Below are 17,853 nucleotides of genomic sequence, written 5' to 3' on the forward strand. Positions count from 1 at the left end.
GAAGGGTATACAATCTTAATATCTATACCTATTATAGTAAAATATTGATCTAGCTATACGCAGGATCTAAACCACTAGAATATATATCATCAAACTGTCATTTGGAGATTGACAGCCTAGGATATAGTAGGAAAATAACCTTTTGCTCAAATATCAAAGACGGAGCGCACAGTAAGCTGGGAACGCAATTCCTCAACCGTAGCTGGTTTGTCGAGATCTTTTTTGGCAATCGTAACGGTTCTTGAAACGCCAGCTGATAGGTCGAAATAGTTATCACTGAAGATCGCATCTCTTTCCTTGAAATCAAGCCCGACGAAACGGGCATATGCTTTTGACTTCACAGTAATAACGAATTGTTCTGCTTCCTCAGTGAGTACGGCTTCAAGCTCAGGATCAACAAAGCTGAAATGTTTCGGCTTAACGAACAAGACGGTTCCCCCGCTTATCGTCTCCCCCTCTACCTCAAATACATATTCCAGATAAGCTTTACGTTTCTTCTCTTTTGTATCCAAGACATGACCAAAATCAAGCCGATCGAACTCGGCACTGCTTAAAGCCTCAATCTTCACCGACTTCGCACCTTCCATTAGAACCTCTGATGTCGGAGTAAGCAGTCTCCATCTTAATTCACCACTCACCTTCTCTCTGCTCTCATTAGAGACATGCAGGGAAACTACGGTTCCTTCGTCATGTGCAGAAGCAAGAACTGGAGCAAAAAAACGTCTAGCTGTATAATGCATTGCTTTCCACCGGCCATAATAATCGATGCTAGACCAGGAAGCAACCGGCCAACAATCGTTCAACTGCCAATACAATGCGCCCATGCAGCGCCCTCTATGTCTACGCCAATGCTCTACGCCACAGCGCATGCCTTCGGCTTGGATAAGCTGGGACGCATAGAGAATAGATTCAAAATCCTTCGGATATTTGTAGGTCTCGCCGATATAATAGAGAATTTTCTCATTTCCGGTATTGTTCTTCTGGTGGGACTCCATGACATAGGAGAAAATATTGCGATCCTCCGGCAACGTAAAGGATTCAATCGTCTTCAAGCTTGGGAAGGATTGCAGGCCAAACTCAGACATATAACGCGGATAGAGCTTCCGGTAATCGGTAAAAGGCTCCTTGCCATGCCAAACGCCCCAGTAATGCATGTCTCCATAGTTCTCGTCATTCGGTTTATCAAAGCTTCCTTTAGAGGAAGGAGAGGCACGCCAGTAGAAGGTATTGGGATCAACTTCCTTAGCGATAGCCGGCAGAAGCACTTCATATTGCTTGATATAGTCGGCCTTTAGCTGGAGCGAATAATGATTCTCCCAATCCCAATCGACCCAAGCCATCTCCTGTTCGTTGTTACCGCACCACAAGCCTAACGATGCGTGATGGCGTAAGCGCTTCATGTTGTCCATCGTCTCATGTGTGATATTGTCCTCAAAAGATTCTGTCAGTGCATAGATCCCGCAGGCATACAGATGATCCTGCCAGACGATAAGCCCATATTCATCGCATAGATCATAAAAATAATCGTCAGGATAATAACCGCCACCCCATACACGAATGGTATTAAAGTTAGCAGCCACGCAGCTTTGGAGCAGGCGATCCGTGCGCTCCTTAGTCACGCGAGGCAGAAGATTATCTTCCAGAATATAATCGGCACCTGTAGAAAAGATAAGTACACCGTTGATTTCAAAAGCGAATGATTGTCCCCACTGGTCTTCTTCCTGCTTCACAGAAATCGTTCTTAATCCAATCCGCAGTTCTCGACGATCCAGCTCCTGTCCCTTCTGCAACAGTACAACCTCGACGTTATACAGGGGTTGTGCACCCAGATTATTCGGCCACCACAGCTCTGGCTCCATAATTTCCAGTGTAATATGATGATCTTCTCCCGCAGTTTCGGACACACGACGTTCAACGGCCACACCTGCTGGAGTGTGAACGCTGACTACGATTTCCCGTTCAACCTCCTGCCAACTCTCTGTTCTTACCCGAACATCCAGAGTAACCTTATCCGGCTCGTGAAATTGTGTAATATAAACATCGTCAACACGGGCACTGTCATACCCCTGAATGGAGAGACTTCTCCAGATTCCAAGATCGGGCAGCTTCGGACCCCAGTCCCAGCCGAACATGGAATGTGCTTTGCGCAGATGGGATATTCCCTCCACTGCATCAGCACAACTGCTAAGCGGCAGCTCCGCTTGCTTCCGCAGAGCAAATTCCACTGGGGAACGAAAAATCGCGTGAATGGTGTTATCGCCTTGCTTCAACACTGACTTAATGTCCACTTCATACGTCCGGTGCATATTATCACTGTTCAGAATGTTAGTTCCATTCACAAAAAGCTCGCATAACGTATCCAGCCCCTCACACAGCAGAAATACGCGGTCATGCTGTAACACTTCAGCTTCCACTTGAAAGCAACGCTGATATTCGTAATCGTAATTGGATAATTCCAGAACCTCATATTCCTGCTCACGATAGAACGGATCCGGCATTTCTCCGGCATTCAATAAATCGTGATAGACAGAACCTGGCACACTAGCCTCCAGCCAGTTCGGCTCATGCAGACGTCTCATTCTCCATTTGCCATTTAGATCTACAAGATGCATTTTCTCCCGCCTCCAAAATGTGCTATTTTGCCTTCTTATAGATCAAGTCTATCAATAATATCTTTATATTTCTTGTGTTGTGTTCTCGAGAATCATGTGCTATTTTAACATCATTAATACACTGGAGGACGAACATGTTCAAATACACCGAGGCAAGCCATATGAATCCTGAACTACTAGCAGACCCTTTCTGGGTGGAGTCCTTAAGTCAGGTATCTCCAGAACATACGCATGATTTCTATGAATTTTTCATTCTCACAGAAGGCAGATGTCAGCATATTGTTAACGGGACAGCGCAGCTGCTTCAGACTGGCTGCCTTGTCTTTATTCGGCCCAGTGATACCCACAGATATGAAGCAGATGGTGATAGCGATTGCCGTTTCCTGAACATTCCCTGCCGCAAAAGCCTCATTGAAGCTGCTTTAACTTATCTGAATGAAGAGGAGTTTTTGCACGGATTGCTGAACACGCCTCTCCCCCGAATCGCCATGTTATCTCAGCTGGAAATGGCTAGTTTCGTCCGTTCTATGGAACGCATTCGCATCCTATCAACCCTAGACAAGGTTAAGTCCCGGATTTTTCTAAAAGGCCTGCTCGTCGATACACTCACCCAGCATTTTTTCTCCGCAGAGACAGTCGCTCAACCAGAATTCCCGCTCTGGCTAGAGCATGCCATAACCAAAATGCATTTAAAGGATAATTTGCACCGTGGACTTCATGCCTTGTACGAGCTGTCAGGGAGAAGCGCCGGCCATGTGAACCGCGCCTTCCGGCAATACTTGAACCAGACGCCTACGGAATATATCAACCAGCTAAAGCTCAATGTAGCCCGCAACCTACTGCTCACTACCGAGCTGCGTGTGGTCGATATCGCTTTGGAATCCGGCTTCGAGAATGTCAGTCATTTCTATCATCAATTCAAAAAATTCTATCATCAAGCCCCGCTTGATTTCCGCAGGAATGCACATGTTAATCGGCTGGTTTAGCTTTTTTATACAACAAAAAGCTTCCCTCTGCTGAAATGCAGAGAGGAAGCTTTTACATAGATAAATATATTATTTTGAGTTCCACAATTCCATACGTTCGCTATACTTCTGATTGAAGATTTCTTCTACTTTTTCATCCCCAGCTTTTTTCATATCCGCAAGCATCTTGTCGAATGTAGAATTGGCTTCGGCTTCAGAAGGAGCGATGATTACTCTCGTAATGCTTTGGTCCATAATATCTTTTACTTTTTGCGCTGTCAGCGCTTCAGGCGTTCCGCCGTCAGGGCCTAAGTTATCAAATTCTGCTGTATCCCATACGGAATCTCCAAGGCTCTTAATGGCCATTTCGTCAATTTCACTACGTTGGTATTTAACGGCCATATCGTATGGCTGTTCATTGGCATCCAGACCATTTTTAACAAACCACAACCATTTACGAACACCGCTCTTCTTCACAGCATCGTCCCAGTTATCCTTGAAGCTTTGCAGGAATGCAGGGTCTGGTTGTCTCTTTCCATCCACCATGGTGTACTGCTCGCCTTCCTTACCCCATAGCAGCAAATGTTGTCCTTCGTCACTCGCTAGGTAGTTGAACAGCTTGATAGTTTCTTCAGGGTGTTTGTTATTTTTCGTAATGGCAATAGCATCCCATCCAAGTGAGCTTCTTGGTCCGAATGTTGTTTGGGAGGTCTCAGTGCCTGGAGCTACAACCTTGTAGGGGAAGAACTGATTATCATCTCCGCCATCCTTCTTCAGAGTACCATTTGCATTACCTGGGTCCCAGTATGCGCCTGGTGTGGAGAACACTGCGCCGGTAGCCAGCTTTTGAATCCAGGTTTGTGTTTTGCTGATGGCAAACTCTTTTTCGATTAGACCTTCTCTATACAGACTGTTCACATAAAGCAGCATCTCGCGATACTTTGGATCCTTAACATCATATTGTAATGTTCCATTATTATCATAGTAGGTTCTCAGACCCCACATCCCTTTAAATGTACCGAGGTTGGCGCCCATATTCTCACCGTTCATCGTCATTGGAACAGTTTCTTTTCCATCAATTGTCTTGTTTTTCTCTTTAAAATTCTTTAAAAGTGCTTCAAACTCATCCGTTGTGAGTGGGGTGGAGCCATCTGCCTTATCTGGAGCTAGGTCCGCAACCAGATTTTTTCTCATCAACATACCGAAAACAGGATCACTATCCAAGCCATACCAGTTAGCTAGGTAATAGTTTTTTCCATCTTTATAACGTGTTTTGATCAATGTGTCGCCGTACATTTCTTTAATGTCTGGTCCACTTTTCTCAATTAACTCATCGAGCGCTATAAATGCACCACTTGTAATGTATTTATCGAGGGAAGCATCGCCCCGGCTCATTACAACCACATCTGGATAGTCACCACTGGCAAGCATCAAGCTCAGCTTTTCCGTAGGATTACCCGTTGGCTGCTGGATTGAGATCGAAATGCCTGTTTTTTTGGTGATTTCCTGCGCAATAGCATCAGTGAAAGGTTCTCCCTTGGTATTTGAATCAAACCAGGTCAATGTAATCGGCTCTTGTTTTTTATCGTCTCCGGCCGTTTGGTTTGTATTGTTTTTTCCATCATTTGAAGCACAACCCGCTAATACACCAACGGCTAATGCGGCAGTAATACTCACGTTCAACCATTTGTTTTTCTTTATCATAGACACCCTAATTCCTCCCATTAAGTAAGTTACTTCATAAGTCTATCAAGCAACCAAGCAAGTCTGCCCGTTCACCCCCCTTCAGGGCCGCTATTTATTTAATCATATTAACTCTTAACCGCTCCCAAAGTCATACCCTTAACAAAGTACTTTTGCAGGAATGGGTATACCAGTACGATAGGCAATGTTGCCACCATCGTCGCTGCCATCCGGATAGTATCACTTGAAACCGCATTCCGCTTAGCCGAGTTAGCTAGCATTTGCGATTGCGATACCATGCCTCCGGTCTGGAATTGGCTTAATATTTTCACGAGTACGGCTTGCAAGGTCTTTAAGTCAGAACTATAGGTAAACGCATAGGAGTCAAACCACGAATTCCAATGTGAGATTGCCTGAAAAAGTCCTACAGTCGCAAGCACGGGTGTGGTCAACGGTAGAACAATCCGGAAGAAAATCATCAGGTCATTCGCCCCGTCTACCTTCGCCGACTCCTCGATCTCACCAGGCAGCCCCTCCATAAAGGTACGGACAATAATCATATAGAAGACATTCATCAGCCCTGGCAAAATAAATACGGAAAACGTGTCAATCATATTCAGCGCTTTAAGCACCATGTAATAAGGAATCAGTCCGCCTCCAAAATACATTGTGAAGACAAAATATAGATTCCATCCTTTACGTCCCATCAAATTCCGGCGGCTTAGCGGATAAGCAAGCATCGTAATGACAAGGACAGATAGCGGCGCGCCAATTACGGTACGTTTGACAGTAACCCATAAGCCATTCAAAATCTCGCTATCTTTTAAGATTTGACTGTAGCTATCAAAGGTGAGGACTCTGGGCCATAAATAGACGCCACCACGTACGGTATCCTCAGCAGCATTTAATGAAAGAACGAGAATATTCCAAAAAGGGAGAAAGGTAACTAGCAACACAAGTATAAGAATGAAATAAACTACAAATTTAAAAATATGATCCCCGTATCTATTCGAAATCATCACAAGCGCTCCTCTCTTTTTCGGGTTTAGAACAACGCTTGGTCGTTCACTTTTCTAGAAATTCGATTCACAATTACAACAAGTATGAAGGCAATCACGGATTTAAATACCCCAACGGCCGCCCCGTAGGAGAACATGCTGTTTTGTAGCCCGTATTTATATGCATAAATATCGATAACCTCTGAATACTCAAGCACGGTATTATTTTGCAGCAGGTATTGTTGTTCAAAGCCCGCATTCAAAATGCCTCCGACGGCAAGAATCCCTAAAATAACAATGGTTGGACGCAAGGCTGGCAACGTAATATGCCACATTTGCCGGAAGCGACTGGCTCCATCCACTCTAGCTGCTTCGTAGAGCTCTGGATTAATAGCGGAAATTGCAGCAAGATACATAATGGCGCTGAAGCCCATTTCCTTCCACATGTTGGACAAAGCGATGATCCACCAGAATAGCGGTCCATTTTGTAGAAAAGCAACCGGTTCCTGAACAATGCCCAACGTCACCAGTAAATTGTTAAACATCCCATCGGAAGCCAGCAGTGTAATCACGATGTTTGCAGCGATAACCCATGAGATAAAATGCGGCAGATAAGAAACCGTCTGTACAAATCTTTTGAAAAATCCCTGTCTAGCTTCATTCAGTACAAGTGCGAGGATGATCGGTGCTGGAAATCCGAATAACAAGGTCAGCAAGCTTGTAGCGAGCGTATTACGCATTACACGGTAGAAGTCTCCGGTAGTAAAGAAATACTCAAACCACTTGAATCCTACAAACTCTGCATGGAAAAATTGTTGAAAAAATGTTCCTCCGCCCGGCTGATAATTCGTAAACGCCATATACATCCCAAACATAGGACCATAAGAAAATAGCAATGTCGCAATTAAGGCAGGCAGCATCAGCAAAAATAACCATTTCTGCTCTTTTAATCTGTACCACAGATTATTGCCTCTGACTGTTTTGATAGCGCTTGCTTTATGCATCAAATACCCTCCCTTTTTATTTAGTGCAGCATGTCGAGCCACATCTCGATTCAAACTTCTCTCCTATTCATCTTAAGTCCGCAACAGGTGGCTTTCTATACTTCAATCCTCCGAATGATAGCGCTTTTTAAAGGAGTTTCGGCAGATTCGAGCATTGGATTTCGATATTCAGTCTGCTATGATGAACATGGCAAACAGCGAATTCACAGTAAAGAAGGGACTTCTTCTATGCGCCATATATATAGGAAATATATTTATAGGCCTTTTATTGATTTGAGCTTTCGTTCCAAGCTATTCAGCGTATTTGTGCTAGTGACCATTGTTCCGATGATGCTTTTCGCCTACCTTTCCTACGAATTAACAAAATCAAAATTAACGGATCAGATTTACAGCAATATGATGAATTCAACAGCTCAGATTAATAAAAATTTGGAAAACAAGCTGGACAGCTATGAACATATTTCAGCTTCCATCTACCTGGATAACAGACTTGCCAGCTACCTCACGAGTGAATACCAGGATGATCCTTCTTATCTGGATGTCTATCAATATATAGGCAACCGCATGGACACGATAATGACTGCCTATCCCGATTTTGATAGCGTTTTCATTTATTCGGACAATGAATCACTTCCCAAAGATGATTACTATATCAAGCCGGTGACAGCTGAGGTTAAAGAGACCGAACTGTTCAAGCAGCTTCAGCAGTCACACGGGAATATCATTCATCTGTCCTCACCGCAGACCGAAGATAGTCCGGCCATGTTTACCTTAGCAAGATTTTTAAACAATAACCGCAATCAATATCCCTACGGTATTCTGGTCTTCAGAATCTCCGAATCGGTAATCTATTCTTTAATGGAGGAAGAAGCGGGCGGGAAAGATATTTTTATTATTAATGATAAAGGGCTTATTCTCTCAGCAGCAGACAAGCACTTATTAAATACGAGCCTGCCGGAATTGCTTGATCAGAAATTCGATGAATCGCCTTCGGGCAGATTTGACACAACTTACAAAGGGGTAAAGGCTTTCGCCGTCTATAACACGCTCAAAAATGGATGGAAAACCGTATCTATCTTCCCTTATGACAGCATTATTCAGGATGCTAAATCACTCTCAGATCTGATTATCAAAATCTCACTGGGCTTTATTGGCGTGGCCCTCCTGCTGATTTACATTACGGCGTCGCTGTTCAGCAAGCGTATCCGTACTTTAATCCGGATGATCCGCCGCCTGGAACGGGGCGATTTCAATCATAGTACAGAAGAACACTTGGGAAATGATGAGATTGGCCAGCTGCATTTTGCCTTCAAGCAAATGACCACCCGGCTCAAAAGTCTCATTACCGAGGTGTATCAGAAGGAGCTGCAGAGTAAGGAGGCCGAGCTTGACCTGCTGCAAGCGCAAATCAACCCTCATTTTCTGTACAACACACTGGGCTCCATCTCGTCGCTTGCCCTAAAACATCAAGATACGCGTATACAAGATTTGGTGCTTCATCTAGCCAAGTTTTATCGAATCTCCTTGAATAAAGGGAAAAGTATATTGACCATCCACGAGGAATTAAAGCTGACCCAGAGCTACAACGCCATTCAGCTAATCCGCTTTAAAGGCCAACTGAACATTACCTACACAGTAGATGAAGCGATCCTGCCCTACTCTACTGTCAAGCTTGCCTTACAGCCTTTTGTGGAGAATGCAGTGCTGCATGCCGTGTGGAGCCAAGAAAGTCCGCTGAACATTCATATCAAAGGTGTCATGGAAGCAAACGATATTATCTTGTCGGTAATCGATGATGGCATGGGGATGAGCCGCGAGACCCTCAGCTCTTTGCTTGAGGATAAGCCTGGACGAGGGTACGGAATCACTAACGTTGATCGCCGCATCAAACTAAAATATGGTGAGCACTACGGCGTTAAAGTGTTTAGCAGACTAGGAATAGGCACCACCGTGCAGATTCGTTTACCGCAAAAAGAGGTGTAGGAGCGGTGACGAGGGGATTCTCCATTGCGAGAATCCTTTGGCTTGCTTCTCCTTGGATTTGATGGGATCGATGGGATCGTTTAGATCGAAGGGATCGTTTGGATCGAAGGGATCGTTTGGATCGTTCGGCACTATTTGCTCCCTCCTCATTCGTATCGGACCGAGGAGACCTTATTTCGATGATTCGGGGCATTTTGCTCGACTATCGGACTCAGATGCAGCAATTGACCGTTTGTACACTAATTCTGGACAATTTTATAGCAATAAGAGCTATACAGTCCGAAATCTTTGTAAAATGCCTCAAATACCCGAAATAGCTGCAATACGGTCCGATGTGTTCGACTTTTGCGCGGGATTCTAATTTGCTGAGGTGTGTTCGACTTTTGCACGGGATTCTACTTTGCTGGGGAATGTTCGACTTTTGCGCGGAATTCTACTTTGCTGGGGTTTGTTCTACTTATACTCCTTCCTCTTACGCATCGGACCGAGGAGACCTTATTTCGATGAGTCGGGGCATTTTGCTCAGCTATCGGTCTCAGATGCAGCTATTGACTCATTTACACAGTAATTCCGGACAATTTTATAGCAATAAGAGCTATACAGTCCGAAATCTTTGTAAAATGACTCAAATTTCCGAAATAGCTGCGATACGGTCCGATGTGTTCTACTTTTGCGCGGGATTCTACATTGCTGGGGTGTGTTCGACTTTTGCGCGGAATTCTACTTTGCTGGGGTGTGTTCTACTTATACTCCTTCCTCTTACGCATCGGACCGAGGAGACCTTATTTCGATGAGTCGGGGCATTTTGCTCGGCTATCGGACTCAGATGCAGCTATTGACTCATTTGCACAGTAATTCTGGACATTTTTATAGCAATAAGAGCTATACAGTCCGAAATCTTTGTAAAAAGACTCAAATATCCAAAATAGCTGCAATACAGTCCGATGTGTTTTACTTCGCGCGGGATTCTACTTTGCTGGGGTGTGCTAGACTTTTGTGCGGGATTCTACTTTGCCAGAGTGTCTTAGTGTGTTCCAACTTATATTCCTTCCTCATACGCATCGGACCGAGGAGACCTTATTTCGATGATTCAGGGCATTTTGCTCGACTATCGGACTCAGATGCAGCTATTGACTCATTTACGTAGTAATTCTGGACAATTTAATAACAATAAGAGCTATACAGTCCGAAATCTTTGTAAAATGACTCAAATTTCCGAAATAGCTGCGATACGGTCCGATGTGTTCTACTTTTGCGCGGGATTCTACATTGCTGGGGTGTGTTCGACTTTTGCGCGGGGTTCTACTTTGCTGGGGAATGTTCGACTTTTGCGCGGAATTCTACATTGCCGGAGTGTGTTCGACTTTTGCACGGGATTCTACTTTGCTGGGGTGTGTTCGACTTTTGCACGGGATTCTACTTCGCTGGAGTAAGGTCCGATAGATAGTAAAGTGCGGTACTAATAACTGCCGAACAGTAATGTACCTAATAATAATGTAGTACCTATTAGTAAAGTTCGATAAAGTAGCTAATTTCATCAAGTGATCTATCAAAAAAAGCGACTCTCCGGTTAATGGAGAGTCGCTTTTTTGTAGTGATTTCAGCTTACTTCAAAATCAAATTATAGATCACTTGAGCTGCTTCTGCGCGCGAAGTGATTCCTTTTGGTGCAAACCGTTCATGACTTTGACCTTGAATCAGTCCTAGATTGGCCGCTTCATTAACAGAAGCAGTGGCCCAAGCAGACACCTGATTCATGTCGGTGAACGCTGCGGCAGTTGCGCCGTTTGTTGTTGCGCCGTTAGTTGTTGCACCGTTGGTTGTTTCACCATTGGTTGTTTCACCATTGGTTGTTGCGCCGTTGGTTGTTGCACCATTGGCTGTTACGCCGTTGTTCAGCTCGTAAGCCTTCATTAGCATCACCGTGATTTCTTCACGGGTGATCTGTGCGCCCGGCTCAAACTTGGACGCACTTCTGCCACTCACGATTCCCGCCTTGTAAGCGATTGAGATAGGCTCCGCATACCAGGCGGATGGAGCAACATCAGCAAAGCTTTCTTTTCCTGTCGCGGTCAGTCCAAGGGCATGAACAAGCATCGAGGTGAACTCGGCACGTGTAACTGCCCGGCTTGGTTCAAACTTTTCTTTGCTTGTGCCCTGCACATATAGCTTGGACGCCAGCTCTTGGATTACTGGGTTAGCCCAGTGATTGGCCGGCACATCGACAAAGATGCGGTTCAACTCCAGCACAGCATATTTGCTGAAGTGGCTGACCTCAGCTTTTAATACACCGTTAGCATAATCAGCTTGGATATATTCCAGCCTGCCATTGTCCGCGATATAATAAACACCGCCTCGTTTAGCATTGAAGCCTTCTGCCACTGGCATGATGAGTGTTATTGGCTTATCAAATGTAGCGAGTGTGTCTGTAATGCCTGACTTGGTGGTAATAGAAAGACTAAATTCATAGATGTCTCCCTTGAGTACAACAGCCGCATTAGTAGAACTAGCCACTGTAGCAACTAACTCATCGGCCTTGCTGCTGAGGTTCACCATCTTCAGGGCAATCGTGCTATCTTCCCGCTGTCCCTCTGGCAGCTTGTTTTGTAGCTGGTGAATTAGCTCCGCTGGTACCTGCAAGGAGAGCTTACCCGCATTCAAAACTAGGGTGTGGTTCGCCAACTGTCGGACTACAGCAGAGGATAACTGAAATTGTTGGATGTCCCCTTTAATCTCAACCACTACCTGGCCAGTAGAACTGTCCAATTCCAGCATATCTGGCATGAGAATCAAAGTGCCCGCAACATTCTCTTGACCCGAAGTACTGCCAGAGGTACTACCAGAGGTACCGCCATTGTTTCCTGGATTCCCAGGATTGCTCGGTTCTCCCGAATTTCCTGGATTCCCAGGATTACTAGGCTCTCCTGGATTACTCGGTTCTCCCGGACTGCTCGGTTCTCCTGGATTACTAGGCTCTCCTGGATTTCCTGGCTCTCCCGGATTTCCTGGATTGCTCGGCTCTCCTGTAGAGGCCTCTTTGACTGTGATTTCTGCCGATGCTTTGAACCCACCATCTACCGTCTCCACAGTAATGGTGGCCTTTCCAGCTTCTACAGCGGTTACTGTTCCGTACACTACGGTAGCTACAGAGGTATCGCTCGAAGTCCAAAGTACTGCTTTATCCGTCGCATCTTCCGGGGATACTGTAGCCGTCAACTTGCCGGTTTCACCAGCGGTCAACGCAAGCTCTGTCTTATCCAGTGTTATACCGGTTACTGTCTTAGGTGCAGCCGTCAATTTTACCAATTTCGACTCTGTCGGCTGCAAGGACAATTTCATAGTTCCTGTGGCAGAGGAAACCTCTCCTGTCCAGAGATCTTGCGTAGTATAAATCTCTGCAGCATCCAGTCCAGCGCGGCCAAGATCAACTTGCTTATCTGCCGAAGCAGATGCACTGTAATTGAATACAGCCAGATAATAATCATTGCCATCCTTCATAACAAAAGTATCGGCGGCATTGGCGTTTGTATTTCCTTCAAGTGGCTTGAACACTTTTCCTTTTAAAGCTAAATCGAGAACATCTTTGTTGTTGAACAAAGCGGTCATGTACTCCTGTGCTTTTGGATCGTTAACATTGTCAGAGCCAAGCAGTACTGTTCCAGCGATAACGCCAGAGTTCATACGGCTACGCGCTTCAGTCAAGCTGGTAGCACGGGCCAATGCCAAATGATCAGGATCGGTGTAGGTATAGATCGTGCCATTTTGCCAAAAGCCATAGGTTAATGAATTCAGCATATATTCGGTTTCATTGATCTTGCCGTAGGTGTCGCAGGAAATTCGCCGGCTATGCGCATATTGACTCGGGAAAATTGGCGCAATTGATGCGCTAATGAACATTTTTCCATCCAGACGTTCTTTCACATAACGCATTCCTTCATTATAAGCTTGGATTCCTGTCGTTATAGTTGAATCGAAATGTTGCCCCTCAAGCGAACCATGCGTTAAGAAATCCAATTTGATGAAGGTGAAGCCCAGCGCTTTAAATTTGTCCAAAAAATAGTTCATGCGTAATTGGGCACCAGGATGTGTTACATCCAAAGGAAAAGCCCCGTCCAGAGTCGGCAGCGGTTGACCCGCGGCATCCTTAAGGACAATATCGCCGTAAGTATATTTATTGTCAGTTCCTTCTACAATCTGGTCCATATTGTTGCCCCAGTATACAAACGGTGCCCAATAAATACCCGCATGCTGGCCATTCCCTTTAATAACCGATACGGCGTCAGTCAGCTGCTTATCATTCAGATTATCCCAATAAGAATCCATGTTAATAAATACATTGCCGTTATTATTGAAATTTTGCAGATTCTCTTTATAGTAATTGGAGACATCCACTACATCCTGATATGAAAGCGTACCCTCGTAAGCTCCCCAGCTATTAAAACCAACCGGTACGCCTTGTGGCAGCTCGGGGTTTAGCGCAAGTGCAGGTGTAATGATCGCATTAGCTTTGCCATACTCCTCAAGCCCTGTACGGTAATCACTGAAGGCCCCTACCATGATCATAGGTGAGGACAAGTTTGTTCCACTTAAGCTGCCATGAGGCTGGGTATCCCGGGTAACATCACTAGCTGCACCGCCATATACGACCAGCTCATTCAGCCGATTGGAGGAACCTTTCCAGTCGATGCCTGTCTTCCAGGTATCATGAGTTACAGAGCCAAGCACAAGGCCGCTGCGTGTCGAGTTGTTAAACACAGTCGTCATCTCATAGCTGGTATCTGCACGATTCATAGATTGAGATTTATAACGAATCCAAGCATCGTTGTCAAAAGGAACCGTAAGCACACGATTATCCGCACTAGCTCCGATATCCACACCACCTGTACGTTTTACGGTAATAGGTGACATATAGTTGGTCTTGACCGCTGTATCGCTGGCCGCATCCAGACGGGTCAGAAAATACTTTTGATCGTCATAAAACTTGTAGACCTGCTTTAACGTCGGTTTTCCTGTGGAAGTGTGGACAAAAGTTAGCTCCACGCCTTTGCCGAAACCATCCTGAATGTCTACCGGAGCACCAACACTTGTATGACTCTCATAGCTTGTAGTCTCAACGAGCGTATCGCCGATTTTGATACTGCTATAGATCCCATGCAGCTTCTGTCCGTCAGCCCAGTTATAGCTTACATATCCTGACTTGGTATTATAGGACACTTCATATTGGCCATTTGATACAAGCAGTCCGTAAGTATATTCGGTAACTGTGATAGCTCCGTAGTTCTTCGAAGCGCCCGGTGTTCCTAAATCACCGTCCTCCTCTACTGGGGGATTAGGATCCACACCCATAGCTGGCTCAACTATAATCCGGTCCAGATCTGGCGCATACCCGTTGCCATCTGTAAATTTGATTGTATTCTCGCCTTCGTTCAGTGGCAGTGTAAGTTCATACATTCCAACCGTATCCCAGTCCGGTGTCTTGGGCAGCTCATAATACTGCACTGCTCCACCATTCGCACTAACGTAGAAGCTGCGTGGGTCACCTGAAATATAGGCGACTGTGATTCGGTAATCACCAGTCATAGGGGCTGTAATCTTGTTGAAGGTTATGGAACTGCCGTTATTCAAGTACCCTACCTTCTGACCACCCGAAGCATTCGGGCTAGCGGAAACTTGGGCCTCGCCTGTCAAATCATTGAGTGGAGATTCTGCTTCATAGCTGAGGGTATAAGGAATAATTTCTATCCGGTCGAAATCTGGAGAATACCAATCATGATCTGAGAAGGTGATAGTATTCAAACCCTCTACCAAAGAGGCCTCCACATCATAGAATCCCACGGTGCTCCAGCTTGCCGTCTTTGGCAGGTCAATCATTTCATCCAGTCCATCGTTAACCTGCATATAGACAGGACGTTGATCGCCGGAAATATAGGAGATGCGGATTAAATACGTTCCCGCTGCTGGTACTGCAACATTTGTGAACTGTAAGGAACTGTTTTTGTTCAGATCCGTTACGATTTTACCGCCAGAGCCCACACTGCTGTCCGCCACTTTGGCGTTGCCTGTAAGCATATTCTCAGTAGCCTCGGCTTCCATGATCACACCATGCAGCTTCTCCTTCCAGTCACCCCCGGGTCCTTCACCTGGATCGCTGTCGTCCAGTCCACGGATTACGATCTTATCGATGTCCGGAGAATACCAGTTGTTGTCATCGATCAAGATGGTATTAGCACCCGCGTTCAGCGGAAGCGTCACATCATAAGTGCCTACCGTATCCCAGTCCACAGTCTTGGACGGTTCTTCAAATTGCTTGTCACCGCCATTGGCACTGATATTAAACGGGCGTGAATCGCCAGAAATATAATACACTGTAATTTTATAATTCCCCGGCTCGCTCACGGTCACATTATTGAACAACAAGGAGCTGCCTTGATACATGCCGCCAACTTTTTTCCCTCCGGAAGCCGCTGGGTGGTCAGAAATTGACGCATTACCCGTCAGAATATTCCCATCCGCTTCAGCTTCATAGCTATTTGTATCCTCGGCGTAGACCTTGCCGGCAAACTGACCACCGCTGCCTAACACTAAGCTGATCATAAGAAAGAACAAGAACCCTCTTTTCATTACACGTCCAAACATTTAATCCCTCCATTTAACTTTCTGATATAAGAAAAGCCTTCCGGTTGCAATTCATCAGTTGTTCCTCTTTCCAAATAACGTCTTCAGAACTCCTCTCCTTGTTGTAAGTAACGTCATGTAAGGAATGTACGGCCCGTACCGATTACTCTCTCAAGAATGCTGTATCCAACTATTGCCGTCTGGATTTCTTGAAAGCGCTATCGCAATTAGATGTGTAAAAAAGCTTCCTTTAATCGCAATAATGAATCAAGCCCCTCACATGTGCTGAGTTGTAATACATGCTTATTGTAAAAAGCAAAGGGGCATCTTTCCATATCGCAAGTTTACAATTCATAAAGGAAAGCGACTTTTCTTTCTATTCAGTAAGCAGAAGTGCGGAAGGTTAAATATTTTTCCTGTACTCGTTAGGTGTGACCCCAAGGTTCTTCAGAAATAGAGAAATAAAATAAGACGTGCTTTCGTACCCCACTCTCTGGGCAATATCTTGAATCTTCAGTGACCCGTCTGCGAGCAGCTCCTTGGCCTTATCAAGCCGAATACGGGTTAAATAATCGTGGATCGTGATGCCTGTTTTATCCTTAAAAATAGATCTTAAGTAGTTCGGTGACAGATAAACCTGATCAGACAGACTATTAATCGTAATCGGCTGATCGTAATTTTGTTCAATCACGGTGCGAACCTTGTGGACGAGCTTTGTATTTTTATCCATAAGTCGCTCACCTAGCATGCTCACGGCATCACCCGCAGTGCCCAGGATTAAATCCTCGATCTCATGTAAAGTCAGCGCATTATAGATGGAATGATAGAGCTCCGCCCGCTTAAAACCCTCGGGAACAGACTGATGCAGCTGCTCTAGCAGTTCATCAACAAGATCAATCGCCCAATCACAGATGATTTTTTTCTTGATTCTCAGTGTGGCCAATCCCACGAAATATTGATGCAGCTTTTGTGCGGCCTGCTCGAAGTCCAGCTGATGGATAGCTTCAAACCACTCTTTTCTCTCAAAAGGTGGCATATGTTCACTGTCGAACTGATTCGAAATAGCCGCGGCATGAATAATTAAGCCCGTGCCTTTATAAAAACGTTCATTTAAAATCACACGCGTCTGCTTATACAGATTATGGACCAACGCTAATTCTGCGGCCTGCGCTCCGACTGCTGCCGTCACCGTAAAATCCAGCGCACTACGAATAGCCACAGCTAAATCCTCCCAAGCATAATAGCCAGGCTGTTGAGTCGCTTCCATGAATACACCTGTCTCGCCATCCTTGTAAGGAACAAAAACAACCTCTATATTTTTCGCCTTAAAAAAGTGATCCAGATAAGAAATCAACCGGCTCATACACTCTTCCAGACTCTGCTGCTCACCCTCCGCCTCTTTGGGATCGATGCTGAACAGTGCCATGGTATAATGATTACTCTCTGGGAGACGTGTCAGCCTATTGAAGTTATTTGCCAGCTCTGCGGCTTGCTCCGCATTTTTTTCAAAAGAAAGCTCCTTAAGAATCTTAGTTTTAGCAGCCTCCATAGAACGTTGTTTCATCTGAACCTCTTCGCAGCGTGCTTTAACCTTTTCGATAACGCTTTCAATTTCAGTCAAATCTAGCGGCTTCAGTAAATATCCAACAGCTCCTACATTAAGGGCCGATTTAACATAGTGGAATTCATCATGTCCGGTGAGGAACATAATTTGCATCTGGTCATAACATTCATGTATTTTTTTAGCCAACTCAATTCCATTCATTATCGGCATCTGAACATCTGTAAGAATAATATCCGGTTGAAAAGCCTCTATTTTCTCCAAAGCTTCTCTACCATTGCTCGCTGTTCCGACTACATAGATGCCCATCTCTTCCCAGCGGATATAATCTCTCATCATCTCAAGACCCATTTCTTCATCATCTACCAAAAAAATACTATACACCTGAGGTTCCCTCCTTCTTGTTGTCTGTATTTGCTCCTATTATATTCT

At 45.0% G+C, this 17,853-nt stretch carries 8 protein-coding genes; 2 read left to right on the forward strand and 6 right to left on the reverse strand.

Annotated features, from left to right (window positions below):
• Nucleotides 1-146: 146 nt before the first annotated feature.
• Nucleotides 147-2,612: a glycoside hydrolase family 2 protein gene (locus NSQ66_RS22205; RefSeq protein WP_076142569.1), complete on the reverse strand. Its 2,466-nt coding sequence runs from the start codon at nucleotides 2,610-2,612 to the stop codon at nucleotides 147-149.
• Between the two features lie 134 nt (nucleotides 2,613-2,746).
• On the opposite strand from NSQ66_RS22205, the gene NSQ66_RS22210 reads away from it, so the two are divergent.
• Nucleotides 2,747-3,598 (forward strand): helix-turn-helix domain-containing protein, encoded by an 852-nt coding sequence (locus tag NSQ66_RS22210; RefSeq protein ID WP_076142568.1) that lies wholly within the window; start codon nucleotides 2,747-2,749, stop codon nucleotides 3,596-3,598.
• Between the two features lie 69 nt (nucleotides 3,599-3,667).
• Here the strand turns inward: NSQ66_RS22210 and NSQ66_RS22215 are convergent, their stop codons facing one another.
• The 3 genes from NSQ66_RS22215 to NSQ66_RS22225 form a co-directional block, all read right to left on the reverse strand.
• The gene (locus NSQ66_RS22215) at nucleotides 3,668-5,281 is read right to left on the reverse strand and encodes an extracellular solute-binding protein (RefSeq protein ID WP_038574721.1); all 1,614 of its coding nucleotides are present in this window, start codon (nucleotides 5,279-5,281) and stop codon (nucleotides 3,668-3,670) included.
• A 107-nt stretch (nucleotides 5,282-5,388) separates the two neighbouring features.
• Nucleotides 5,389-6,279 (reverse strand): carbohydrate ABC transporter permease, encoded by an 891-nt coding sequence (locus NSQ66_RS22220; protein WP_076216104.1) that lies wholly within the window; start codon nucleotides 6,277-6,279, stop codon nucleotides 5,389-5,391.
• Between the two features lie 26 nt (nucleotides 6,280-6,305).
• The gene (locus NSQ66_RS22225) at nucleotides 6,306-7,262 is read right to left on the reverse strand and encodes an ABC transporter permease subunit (RefSeq protein WP_051491272.1); all 957 of its coding nucleotides are present in this window, start codon (nucleotides 7,260-7,262) and stop codon (nucleotides 6,306-6,308) included.
• Between the two features lie 273 nt (nucleotides 7,263-7,535).
• On the opposite strand from NSQ66_RS22225, the gene NSQ66_RS22230 reads away from it, so the two are divergent.
• Nucleotides 7,536-9,245, forward strand: coding sequence for a sensor histidine kinase (locus NSQ66_RS22230; protein WP_339279405.1), 1,710 nt, complete (start codon nucleotides 7,536-7,538; stop codon nucleotides 9,243-9,245).
• Between the two features lie 1,605 nt (nucleotides 9,246-10,850).
• Here NSQ66_RS22230 and NSQ66_RS22235 read toward each other — a convergent pair.
• Both NSQ66_RS22235 and NSQ66_RS22240 read right to left on the reverse strand, forming a co-directional pair.
• A complete protein-coding gene (locus NSQ66_RS22235; RefSeq protein WP_339279406.1) occupies nucleotides 10,851-15,881 on the reverse strand; it encodes an S-layer homology domain-containing protein in 5,031 nt (1,676 codons plus the stop codon).
• A 382-nt stretch (nucleotides 15,882-16,263) separates the two neighbouring features.
• On the reverse strand, nucleotides 16,264-17,805 hold the full coding sequence (locus NSQ66_RS22240) for a response regulator (RefSeq protein ID WP_076191788.1): 1,542 nt from the start codon (nucleotides 17,803-17,805) through the stop codon (nucleotides 16,264-16,266).
• Nucleotides 17,806-17,853 lie beyond the last annotated feature (48 nt).

The organism is Paenibacillus sp. FSL H3-0329 (assembly GCF_037963285.1).
Classification (GTDB): Bacteria; Bacillota; Bacilli; order Paenibacillales; family Paenibacillaceae; genus Paenibacillus_AQ; species Paenibacillus_AQ odorifer.

Excerpts from the sequence above, each read along its gene's own strand:
- NSQ66_RS22220 (WP_076216104.1), bottom strand. The coding sequence starts at position 6,279 with ATGATTTCGAATAGATACGGGGATCATATTTTTAAATTTGTAGTTTAT.
- NSQ66_RS22215 (WP_038574721.1), bottom strand. The coding sequence starts at position 5,281 with ATGATAAAGAAAAACAAATGGTTGAACGTGAGTATTACTGCCGCATTA.
- NSQ66_RS22210 (WP_076142568.1), top strand. The coding sequence starts at position 2,747 with ATGTTCAAATACACCGAGGCAAGCCATATGAATCCTGAACTACTAGCA.
- NSQ66_RS22205 (WP_076142569.1), bottom strand. The coding sequence starts at position 2,612 with ATGCATCTTGTAGATCTAAATGGCAAATGGAGAATGAGACGTCTGCAT.
- NSQ66_RS22235 (WP_339279406.1), bottom strand. The coding sequence starts at position 15,881 with ATGTTTGGACGTGTAATGAAAAGAGGGTTCTTGTTCTTTCTTATGATC.
- NSQ66_RS22225 (WP_051491272.1), bottom strand. The coding sequence starts at position 7,262 with ATGCATAAAGCAAGCGCTATCAAAACAGTCAGAGGCAATAATCTGTGG.